Raw genomic sequence first — 11310 nt, 5'->3', positions numbered from 1 at the left:
TGCCTTCTTGTTAAATTTCATATGAGCTAAGTTCTATTAAATTCCCATCAAAGTCGTAAATATATAAACTTTTCATTGCTTCCAGAGCTCCATTTCGCTCAACTACGCCAAGCTCTATCTTTACGCCCTTTTTAAGTAGCTCTGAGCGCACGTCTTCTATCTCATCTTCAACTATCAAGCAAATGTCAGCACTACCCTTTGTTGGATGCTTTGCCGCAGGTAAAAACTCGCCCTCAAACCTATGTAAATTTATCTTTTGCGAGCCAAAATTTAGGCTAATGTGACCGTCTTTCTGAGCTAGTCGCATGCCTAAAATGTCGCAGTAAAATTTAAGCGCCTCTTTAACGTCGCTTACTACGATCACGATGTGATCTAAATTTTTTATCTGCACTTTGGCTCACATCTTTATTTTTGATCTCTTAATGCCCTTTTTCTAGCGTAGATATTTATGCATTCAACTGCTAGTGAGAAGCCCATCGCAAAGTAGATGTAGCCTTTTGGCACATGCACGCCAAAGCCATCAAGCACGAGCGCAAAGCCAACTAGCACCAAAAATGCTAGTGCGAGCATTTTTATCGTTGGGTTGTTATCGACAAATTCTGAGATCGCCTTTGAGGCAAACATCATCACACCAACTGCGATGATGACAGCAAGTATCATGATATCGATGTGCTGAGCCATACCAACTGCGGTGATAACGCTATCAAGCGAAAAGACTATGTCTAAAATGCCTATTTCTAGGATAGTCGCAAAAAATCCTGGATGAGACTTGCTCTCGTGAGCCTCTTCATGCTTGCCAGTGGCGTTTGCGTGGATCTCCATTGATGATTTTACTATCAAAAATAGACCGCCTATTATGAGCACTAGATCGCGCCCAGTGATGCTAAGCTCGCCTATGCTAAAGAGCGGCTTTGTAAGCTTCATGATCCAAAATAACGAAAGTAGCAGGATGATCCTAGTGATCATCGCAAAGCCAAGCCCTAAAATGCGGCCTTTGCCCCTTTGCTCTGGCGGCAATTTGCCTACTAAAATAGCGATAAATATGATGTTATCTATGCCTAAAACTATCTCCAAGCCAGTTAGCGTAAGTAGCGATATCCACGCCTCTGGCGAACTCAACCATTCAAACATTTACTTCCTTTGTTAAAATTTTTATTATGCTCTCAGGCAAAATTTCATGCTCTATGGCGTGAATTTTAGCCTCCCACTCATCTAAACTCATGCCATCCTCGCGCTCAAACGCCCTTTGCGCGATCAGTTTGCCCCCGTCAAGCTCCTCGCTCACGTAGTGCACGCTCACACCGCCTATCATCATGTCGCTCTCAAAGCTCTCCTTTATCGCATGCGCGCCCTTAAAAAGCGGCAAGATAGAGGGGTGAAGGTTTATGGCTTTTATCTGCGCCGTAAAAACTGGCGTTAGTATCCTCATAAAGCCTGCAAGTACCGTAAGATCTGCCCCACTTTTTAAAATTTGCTCCACCAAAACAGCGTCAAATTCCTCACGGTTTTTAAATTTAGCACTCTCTATTATCGTCGTTTCAAGGCCAAATTTCTTAGCTCGCTCGATGCCAAATGCACCAGGCTTGTTGCAGATACAAAGGCAAACTTCGATATTTACGCCATTAAAAATTTGATTATGAACTTTTTTAAGTATCGCTTCTAAATTTGAGCCACTGCCGCTAAAAAGCACGGCTATCTTTTTCGTAAGCATTTTACTCCTTTGATGATGTCTGTTGGCTCCAGCGCGTAGCTGTTTTTGCCAAAATTTCTAAGGCTAAGTGCATGAGCTAAAGTGGCTGAGATGGCAGCATTTAGTGGCTCATAGCCTTGAGCCAAAAGTGCTAGTACAAGACCGCTTAGTACGTCGCCGCTACCGCCTTTTGCAAGCGCGCTTTTACCATAAGGCATGACGTAAATTTGCCCATCTTTGGCGATTATGGTGTTTGCCCCTTTTAGCACAAGCACAGCCTTAAATTTCTCACTCCAAGCCTTAGCGTAAGCGTATCTGTTTTCTTGCAAAGTTTGCACATCTATATCGGCCATTTTGCAAATTTTTAAAAGCGAGCAAAACTCCTTTGGATGAGGCGTCAAGACGCAGTTTTCGCTTAGCAGCTCAAGTACTTTTTGGCTGTAAAAGATATCAGCGTCAAGAACGAGCTTTTTGCCTTTTAAAATTTGCACCTCAAGCTCTTCTACGCCCCTTTTGCCAAGCCCCATGCCAAGGGCTCCAGCGTTCATTTTCTCGCTTATCTTGCTAGCTTGCATGATGTGCGTTGGTAAATTTAAACCCTGCTCGCCTATCACGCTAACTAGTCCAGCCCCAAAGGCAAATGCCGCCTTTGCGCAAAGCTTGCTAGCCCCTATGTGCTCGCCAGATATGATAAATGCGTGGCCAAAGTCGCCCTTATTTACGCACTGATTTTTTCTATTTGGAAGCATGAGGTCGCATTTTTCAAGCAAGTGATAGTCGCTTTCGCACTCGTAGTTTTGCGCGCTTATGCCAAGAGTGGCGAGCTTTATCTTGCCCACGTAGTCCTTTGCCGCGTCACTATAAAGCCCTAGCTTTCTAGCTCCCATCGTGACAGTGGCGTCTGCTTTTACGCAAGCGCCAAGCACCTTGCCATCGCTACTTAGCCCACTTGGTACGTCGCAAGCGATGATGTAAGCGGGGCTAGCGTTTATTTTTGAGATGAGGTTAGTTAAATTTTTATCCAAAGCTCTATTTAGCCCTGAGCCAAAAAGCCCGTCTATGAGGCATTTTGCACTATTTAAGCTATTTTCTGCGTCTTTGCTCTCTCGCACGCCAGCAAATTTAGCACGTTCGAGCTGTTTAATGGCAAGTGGCTTTAAATTTTTACTAGCTAGGATAACTTCACACTCATACTCGCCCTCTAGCATCCTTAAAGCACAAAGCACGTCAGCGCCGTTGTTTCCGCCACCGCAAATGCCAAGCACTCTCACGCCTTTTTTAAATTTCTTGCGTATGAAATTTGCTATGGCTACGGCTGCATTTTCCATTAACAGCTCTTCGCTAAGTCCAAATTTCTCGCCTGCTCTCTCGTCTAAAACTCTCGTGTCTAAATATAAATTTTTCATTTTACGCCCTAAAACTAAGCGCCTCTAGGATGTGGGGCTTTAAAATTTGCTCGCTCTCATCAAGATCGGCGATGCTTCTAGCCACTCTAAGCGTCCTTTTTATGCCCCTTTGAGAGAGGGTGTACTTTGTGGCGGCCTTTTGTAAAATCTCACTTGCCTCGGCGTTTAACGTGCAAAATTTAGCCACCTGCGCGTCATTTAGCTTGCCATTTAGCTCATCTTGACCCCGCCTTTTTTGAAAGATAAAGGCTTTTAAAACCATCTCGCTCATCTGCTGTGAGCTTAAACTAGCCTTATCATCTGGCGAGCTCTCATCCATCGCGACTTTTAGATCGATGCGGTCAAGCACTGGGGCTGAAATTTTGGCTTTGTAGTTTTTTATCTCATTTTCGCTACATTTGCAGTTTAGGTTGCGAGAAAACAAATTCCCACAAGGGCATGGATTTTGAGCGGCTACGAAGATAAATTTTGTTTCGTAAGTCACTTTTGAATTTACCCTTGCGATGTGGATTTGATTGTCTTCAAGTGGCTCTCTGAGGCTTTCTATCACCTGTTTAGCAAAGTGTGGGAACTCATCAAAAAATAGCACTCCGCCATTTGCAAGTGCGATCTCGCCGATCTTTGCGACGTTTGAGCCTCCGCCAAAGATCGAGCTTTTAGTCGAGGTGTGGTGCGGCGAGCGAAAGGCTCTAGTGCTTGTAAATTCGCTATCTTGCAAATTTAGCGAGCGGTAGGCTGCGGACTTTAGCACCTCTTCTAGGCTTTGTGGCGCCATGATATAGACGAGGCGTTTTGCGCACATGCTCTTGCCGCTGCCTGGGCTACCTTCAAATAAGATATTGTGCATGCCAACAGCTGCGATGATGCAGGCTCTTTTGGCTCTTTCTTGACCCAAGACGTCCTTAAAATCAAGCTCGAAATTTAAATTTGGAACATATCTTTTGCCAGAAATTTCTATCACATTTGAAAATAGCTCGTGCGTGGCGCTAAAATGCGTGCTTTTAGCAAATTCTGCGTCGCTAAAAAACTTTATCGCCTCCTCTAGTGTGCTAACGCCATAAACCTCTAAATTTGGTATCATCGAAGCTTTTGTAGCTATCTCTTTTGGCACTAAAATTTTTGCATTTTGAACCTGCGTGCTTAAAAAAAGTAGGATCGAAAATAAATTTGCCGTGCTTTTTACACTGCCGTCAAGCCCAAGCTCGCCAAAAACAAAAATTTTCTCCAAGCTTTTTGCCTTTTGAAGAGCGATTAAAAGTGCGATACTTAGATCAAAATGTGAGCCACTTTTTGGCAGGTCTGATGGGGATAAATTTATGGTTATTTTTTGCGCTGGAAAGGCAAAGTCAAGCGCTAAAAGTGCCGCCTTTACGCGCTCTGTGCTCTCTTTGATGCTGGTGCTTGCAAGACCCACGATGCTAAAGCCAGGAAGCCCACGCGAAAAGATAGACTCAACATCAATGATCTTTAGTCCGTCGCCGTAAGTAGCACATTTTAAGGACTTCATGATGTCTTTTCTTTTTTCTGCTTTTTGTATTCCTTATCGAATTTTTTGCGTTTGTTAAAGCCTATTTTTTCTATAAAAAGATGTCCGTCTAGGTGGTCATTTTCATGCTGGATAGCGATCGCTAGTAGCCCATCAGTTTTTAAGGTCTGCTCCTTGCCAAAGCGATCTTGAAATTTGATAGCAACTACCTCACTTCGCTTAACGTCCTCGTAGTAGCCAGGCACGCTAAGGCAGCCCTCTTGATAGACGCACTCGCCCTCACGTAGCTCAAATTTTGGGTTTATGATCTCGATTAAATTTTCTCTATCTTGCACGCCCTCTTCGTTGGCTAAATTTATGATGAAAATTCTCTTTGCAACGCCTATTTGTATGGCTGCAAGACCAATACCTTCTTTTGCGATCATTGTCTCATACATATCATCAAGAAGTTTGTGAAGCTTCTCATCGAAGACTTCGACCTCTTTTGAAATTTCATAAAGCTTTTTATTTGGATAGGATAAAACTTCTAGGATCAAACTAATTCTCTGCTTTCTCGTCTAAAAATAGCGGCTCATTTAGGTCTTGGTTGGTCTCTAGCTTGTCAAGTGCGTGAGAGAGCAGCTCTTCGGTGCTCTTTGTCTTTGAGATCATGCTTGAGACGATCTGCACGTCTAGTTTGCACTCTTCGTTGTCGATCTTCCAAGGCATAGATGAGAGCATGTTTAAAATTCTCGTGCACGCTTGCTTTGTGCCATTTTCATCGGTGTATTTCATCACCATAGCAAAGCAGCCATCGCCGTAGTGTGCGACTATATCACTTCTACGTGATGTCCTTAAAAGAAGCTGCGACATGCTTTTAAACATATTGTTTCGCTCTTTTAAATTTTTAACACGGTTTGCAAATTTGTCTTTTATCTTGACAAGTAAAAATGAAGCATTGTAGCCATAACGTCTAACAGACTCGATCTCGCTGCTTATGGTCACTACTAGAAATTTCTTGTTATAGACCTCATAAGTCGTATCGTAGATCGACTGCTCTTCAATCGCCTTAAACATCTTGCCAACCTCTTCATAGCTCATCTTGATGACGTCAAGGTGCTTATCCATGAGGTCGTTTAGCTTGATGAGGTCTTGATTAAAGGCGCTTAGGACATTTTGCAGTGCAAGGACGTTTGTGCTGTTTTTAAGCCCATCCATGCGCTTTTGTACTAGGCCTCTCATAACATTTAAATTTTTATAGATTAACACAACCGCTTGAAGCATGCCTTTTATCTGGATAAAACCTTGTTTGATCTCTTTTTCGATAGAGATGTTGCCATTTGTTGGCACTGAACTTTCGGAATTTGCCACGATGATATCGCCGATCTCTTTTCTAAATTCTTCAGGCTGATTATCAAGCATCTTTTCAAAGTAGATAGAGTAGTTTGTCGGCGTAGAAGGGACGTTGTCGCCGCTTAGTTCGTTTAAAACACCCTCTGAAAATTTATAGATATTTGCCTTTTCTTTTTTAATGGAATGTTTTGGTTCAACCGCTTTTCTCTTTGGTTCTGGGGCGTTATCTATCTTTATCACTTTAGGCCTTACTTAAAACTTTTCTCCAAAATTTTATCGACAAGTCCGTACTCTTTAGCTTCAGCTGAGCTCATAAAGAAGTCACGTTCAGTGTCTTTTACGATCTTGCTTAGCTTTTGACCTGTATTTTTTGCCAAAATTCCATTTAAAATTTCTTTCAAACGCAAAATTTCACGAGCTTGTATCTCGATATCAGTCGCTTGTCCTCTAGCACCGCCAAGTGGTTGGTGTATCATGATGCGAGAATTTGGCAGCGCATATCTCTTTCCAGGTGCGCCACAGCTTAGTAAAAACGCGCCCATACTAGCGGCCTGACCGATGCAGATAGTGCAAACATCTGGCTTTATGTAGTTCATCGTGTCATAGATACTAAAGCCACTTGTTATCACGCCGCCTGGTGAGTTTATATAAAGGTAGATATCTTTATCTGGATCCTCAGCCTCTAAAAATAGCAGCTGAGCGACGATAGAAGCAGCCATGCCATCCTCTATCTCGCCACTTAGCATAACGATCCTGTCTTTTAAAAGACGGGAGTATATATCATAGCTTCGCTCACCTCTACTAGTTCTTTCAACTACGACAGGAACGTAATAGCTCATTACTCAGCCTTCTCTTTTTTGCTTGCTTTTTTCTCGTCTTTTTCTTTGTTGAAAAGCTCACTAAATAGCTTCTCTTCGATCATCGACATCTTTATAGCTGGAAGCATGCCTTGGTTGCGGTACATCTCAAGGTGTGCTTTTGGATCTTGACCGCTTCTATATGCCTCAAAATAGATCGCTTGAACGACCTCTTGATCGCTCACTTTCACGCCTCTTACGCGAGCTAGCTCATCTATGATGAAAGTTAGGCGAACGCTATTTTCAGCGTCTTTTCTATACTCGTCACGTTTTTTAGCTAGAGCGTCTTTGCCTTCTCTAAATTTCTTCATATCATCTGGAGTAAATGAGCTCCATGCGTTTCTAAACTGCATATCGATCTCTTGCTCGACGATATTTTTTGGCACGTCAAATTTAAATTTCTCAACCGCAGCTTCAGCAAATTTTGGTTTTAGCTCTTCGTTTATAAGTTTATAAATTTTCTCTTGGCGAATTTGCTCTTTTATGCGCTCTTCAAGTAGCTCTTCAGTTGGTTTTTCTTCGTTTGGAAGGATAGTTTTTAGCATCTCTTCGTCTAGCTTTTCAGGGATCTTTCTCTCTTGAATTTCATGAAGTTTGACTTTAAAAACAGCATCTTTGCCAGCTAAATGTGCAGCGCCGTAGTTCTCTGGAAATTTAACCTCGATATCTTTTTCACCGCCAGCTTTTATGCCTACCATGCCATCTTCAAAGCCCGGGATGAATTGATTTGAGCCGATCTCAAGCACGTAGTTTTCAGCCTTGCCACCTTCAAATGCAACGCCATCAACAAAGCCTTCAAAGTCAAATTTAGCAAAATCGCCAACTTTTAGGCCTCTTTTGCTCTCTACTTTTTCAAGTGGAGCTATCATTTTTAGAAGTTCAGCTTTTTTCTCATCGATATCTTTTTTCAAAACGCGTGGGTTTGAAAACTCAGGTATCAAGCTCTCATAGCCGCTCACATCGACACTTGGCTTAAATGAAACTGTTAGCTCAACGTCGATCTTGTCATCTTTTCTATCAAATTTTGAAACGATAGGCTCACCGATAAGGTCGTCATTTTTCTTGCCTGCTTGTTTGATAGCCTCTTCGACTACATCTCTTAAGACATCTTGCTCAGCGTCGTTTGTCAGCTCTTTCTCGTAGCGTTTTAGCACGACAGCGACTGGCACATGGCCTTGTCTGAAGCCATCTACTTTCATAGTTTTTGCTGCTTTTTTTGCTAGTTTTTCTACGCTAGACTTTATAGCATCTGCACTTACAGTCGTGCTTGCTAGGGTATTTACGCTATCTAGAGCTTTGATTTTGATTTCCATCGAATTCCTTTATGAATACAAATTTTTAGCCCAAAATATAGCAGAATTTTCCTTATTTCATTGTAAATTTGTAAATTTTTATAGATATAAAAGGCGTTTTAACGTAGAATTTCGCGATAAAATTATGGAGAAAATTTATGCAAGAGAGTTTTGAAAATTCAGTTAAAAATATGCTAACTATCATCGGCGAAGATCCAAACAGAGAGGGGCTTATAAAAACCCCAGAGCGCGTTTATAAAGCTTTTAAATTTCTAACTAGCGGATATGAGCAGGATCCAAAAGAGGTACTTGGTGACGCGCTATTTACCAGCTCAAACAACGAGATGGTCTTAATGCGAAACATCGAGTTTTACAGCCTTTGCGAGCACCATTTATTGCCAATAATAGGCCGTGTGCATGTGGCGTACATCCCAAATGGCAAGGTTGTTGGCCTTAGTAAAATTCCACGCATGGTAAATATCTACGCCAGACGCTTGCAAATTCAAGAGCAGATGACCGAGCAGATCGCAAAGGCGCTTGAGGACGTTATCGCTCCAAAAGGCGTTGGAGTAGTCGTCGAGGCAAGGCACATGTGCGTTGAGATGAGGGGTGTGGAGAAGATAAACTCGACTACTACGACCTCGGCACTTAGAGGCTGCTTTATCAAAAATGCGGACACAAGGCGAGAGTTTTTCTCGCTTATAAATTCGCCTAGGGAAACGCATTTTTGAGTTTAGAGCGCATAAATTCAAGGCTTAAAGAGGGTGTGAAGCTCTCAAATACCTTCGGTGTTATCACAAAGATCACGGCTACTACGATAGAGATCACCGGACTTCGCCCAAGTATCGGCGACATCGTGCGCATAGTGGCAAAAGACAAGAGTAAAAACGGCCTTGGCATGGTCACGCAGATAAAGACAGATGGTGCTTATATCAGCCCGTTTGGCTTTGTCGAAGGCTTTAGGATAGGCGACTTTGTCTATGAGAGCGATCAGGGCATGAGCATACCAGTGGGGCCAAATTTACTTGGTCGCGTGGTCGATCCATTTATGAAGCCAATCGACGGCAAAGGGGCGATCGATACGACTGAATATATGCCGATCATGAGAGCGCCGATAGATGCGATGAAAAGAGGGCTTATAAACGAGCCTTTTAGCGTTGGCATAAAGACGATAGATGGGCTGCTTACTTGTGGCAAAGGGCAAAAGTTGGGGATTTTCGCAGGTTCAGGCGTGGGCAAATCAACCCTCATGGGTATGATCGTAAAAAATACGCTAGCCCCCATAAAAGTAGTCGCGCTAATAGGCGAGCGTGGCCGTGAGGTGCCTGAATTTATCGAAAAAAACTTAGGCGGAGACCTGGAGGGCACGGTCATCATTGTAGCGACCAGTGACGATAGCTCACTCATGCGAAAATACGGCGCATTTTGTGCGATGAGCGTGGCTGAATACTTCAAACAGCAGGGCAACGACGTACTTTTCATCATGGATAGCGTGACGCGTTTTGCGATGGCGCAGCGTGAGATCGGCCTTGCGCTTGGCGAGCCACCGACCTCAAAGGGCTATCCGCCAAGCTCGCTCACACTCTTGCCACAGCTAATGGAGCGCGCGGGCAAAGAGGAGGGCAAGGGCAGTATCACGGCGTTTTTCACCGTGCTAGTTGAGGGCGATGATATGAGCGACCCGATAGCTGACCAAAGCCGCTCTATCCTAGACGGCCACATCGTGCTAAGCCGCGAGCTAACGGACTTTGGCATCTACCCACCTATCAATATCCAAAACTCGGCCTCGCGTGTCATGGGCGACGTGATCGGCAAAGAACACAAGCTAAATGCGATGAAATTTAAGCGCCTCTACTCGCTTTTAAAAGAAAATGAGGTCCTACTTCGCATCGGTGCATATCAAAAGGGCAGCGACAAAGAGCTTGACCTTGCGATCTCGAAGAAAGAATTTATGGAGAGCTTTTTAAAACAAAGCTCAGAAGAGGCCTTTGCGCTTGAAGAGGTCGAAGAGCTGCTTGATAAGATCAATCAGTAAAATTCTATATAAATTTGACTACTAAAATTTAAATTTTTTATTATTAAAAAGATCGATAAATTTTGCATTTTTTGGTGCGAAAAAGTGTTGTTGTAAAAGTCGCGGAAGTGTGTTTGAAATTTACTGGGTTTTTTTGGGGTTAAATTTTTGTGTTAGGCAAAATGATAAAGCGTTATAAAAAGCAGTCACGCCCACGCTTCAAACGGCGGATAAAATTTAAAATTTTGGCTTTTTGATAAAAAATGTTTGTTTGCAAAGGTTGCAGTAGTAAATTTATGGCAAGCGAGCGAGTTAAATTTGTAACTGCATTTGTCTTGCTTGTCGCTTTTGCAAATTTGCATAGATAAAAAATTTAATGCAAAAGCATACGCAACTAGAGTTATGCACTTTGTGCTCTTTATGTTTAAGGCATAGTGGATAAATTAAAATTTTGCGTTTTTTGGATAAAAAATACCATTTTGCAAAGGCTAAGGGAGTAAATTTATGCTAGTGCCTATAAGTTGGTATCTGCCAAGCTGTAGTTTTTCGCTCAAATTTAATAAAAAAGCAAAATTTCACACTTTGACCTGCAGCCATCTACTTTAATGAAAAAGCCCGCAATAGATGAAAAAGTAGGGCAGTTATAGAACGGATAAAATTTTAAAATTTGAGATAAGTGAGCGAGTTAAATTTATGCAAAAAGCCTATAGATGGGTATCTATCTATCGTAGCTTTTGACAAAATTTAATTGTAAAAAATTCCACGTTTAGTTTGGCAAGTACTGATATTTTAGACTTTGTCTTGTGATGCAAAGCGTATATTTAAAAAAGCGTAAGAGAATTACGCCAAAGATCAAATTTGTTTCGCGTTTTCTATAAATTTTTAGTGGTAGGCTTTGTGTAAATTTGACTATAAAAGCAAATTTGATATCCGCGCTTTTGTCTTTATGATAGTGTAAAGCCTGCAACATACTTTAAAAATCTAAGAGCAAAATTTATCTTTTCATTCTCATCAAAGCTCAAATTTAGCCCACTTTCCCTATTACTTTTAGGGGCATGCTCCGTATAAAAATAAAATTTAACACTCTCGGCAATTATCTGCATTTTTCATCGCCAAAGCTTAAATTTAACTCGCGCTTTTAATGTTTTTAGTGGCGAAACTCCTCTAAATTTTTATTGAGTAAAGCAAATTTCTTATCAAACCAGCGGTTTTGTGTAGCGTAAAATAAAATTT

General features: G+C 42.0%; 11 protein-coding genes. 2 read left to right on the top strand and 9 right to left on the bottom strand.

The annotated features are described in order from the left end of the window. Positions 1-10: 10 nt before the first annotated feature. From G6W41_RS06545 to tig, 9 genes are read right to left on the bottom strand one after another with little or no spacing between them, the layout of a single operon-like run. A complete protein-coding gene (locus G6W41_RS06545; protein ID WP_194170980.1) occupies positions 11-391 on the bottom strand; it encodes a VOC family protein in 381 nt (126 codons plus the stop codon). 14 nt (positions 392-405) lie between these two features. Then, the gene (locus tag G6W41_RS06540; protein ID WP_021087117.1) at positions 406-1131 is read right to left on the bottom strand and encodes a TerC family protein; all 726 of its coding nucleotides are present in this window, start codon (positions 1129-1131) and stop codon (positions 406-408) included. Continuing rightward, positions 1124-1711: a phosphoribosylglycinamide formyltransferase gene (gene purN, locus G6W41_RS06535; protein WP_194170979.1), complete on the bottom strand. Its 588-nt coding sequence runs from the start codon at positions 1709-1711 to the stop codon at positions 1124-1126. Before purN ends, G6W41_RS06540 begins: the two co-directional genes overlap by 8 nt. Then, the gene (locus tag G6W41_RS06530) at positions 1693-3096 is read right to left on the bottom strand and encodes an NAD(P)H-hydrate dehydratase (RefSeq protein WP_194170978.1); all 1404 of its coding nucleotides are present in this window, start codon (positions 3094-3096) and stop codon (positions 1693-1695) included. The genes purN and G6W41_RS06530 overlap by 19 nt, the downstream gene beginning before the upstream one ends. A gap of 1 nt (position 3097) precedes the next feature. Further along, positions 3098-4603 carry a YifB family Mg chelatase-like AAA ATPase gene (locus tag G6W41_RS06525; protein ID WP_194170977.1) on the bottom strand — a complete coding sequence of 502 codons (1506 nt, stop codon included), beginning with the start codon at positions 4601-4603 and terminating at the stop codon, positions 3098-3100. After that, the gene (gene def / locus G6W41_RS06520) at positions 4600-5118 is read right to left on the bottom strand and encodes a peptide deformylase (RefSeq protein ID WP_009295072.1); all 519 of its coding nucleotides are present in this window, start codon (positions 5116-5118) and stop codon (positions 4600-4602) included. The genes G6W41_RS06525 and def overlap by 4 nt, the downstream gene beginning before the upstream one ends. Before the next feature lies 1 nt (position 5119). Beyond that, positions 5120-6154: a diguanylate cyclase gene (locus G6W41_RS10360; RefSeq protein WP_194170976.1), complete on the bottom strand. Its 1035-nt coding sequence runs from the start codon at positions 6152-6154 to the stop codon at positions 5120-5122. 8 nt (positions 6155-6162) lie between these two features. Next, positions 6163-6753, bottom strand: coding sequence for an ATP-dependent Clp endopeptidase proteolytic subunit ClpP (clpP, locus tag G6W41_RS06510; protein WP_004317374.1), 591 nt, complete (start codon positions 6751-6753; stop codon positions 6163-6165). Then, positions 6753-8084 (bottom strand): trigger factor, encoded by a 1332-nt coding sequence (gene tig / locus G6W41_RS06505; RefSeq protein ID WP_194170975.1) that lies wholly within the window; start codon positions 8082-8084, stop codon positions 6753-6755. Before tig ends, clpP begins: the two co-directional genes overlap by 1 nt. 137 nt (positions 8085-8221) lie before the next feature. Between tig and folE the strand changes: the two genes are divergently transcribed. Then, positions 8222-8794 carry a GTP cyclohydrolase I FolE gene (folE, locus tag G6W41_RS06500; RefSeq protein WP_012001018.1) on the top strand — a complete coding sequence of 191 codons (573 nt, stop codon included), beginning with the start codon at positions 8222-8224 and terminating at the stop codon, positions 8792-8794. Beyond that, positions 8791-10098 (top strand): flagellar protein export ATPase FliI, encoded by a 1308-nt coding sequence (gene fliI / locus G6W41_RS06495; protein WP_004317323.1) that lies wholly within the window; start codon positions 8791-8793, stop codon positions 10096-10098. Before folE ends, fliI begins: the two co-directional genes overlap by 4 nt. The last annotated feature ends 1212 nt before the right edge of the window (positions 10099-11310 follow it).

The sequence above is a fragment of the Campylobacter concisus genome, assembly GCF_015230035.1.
Taxonomy (GTDB): domain Bacteria; phylum Campylobacterota; class Campylobacteria; order Campylobacterales; family Campylobacteraceae; genus Campylobacter_A; species Campylobacter_A concisus_BK.
This window is presented reverse-complemented; position numbering and strand designations above follow the sequence as displayed.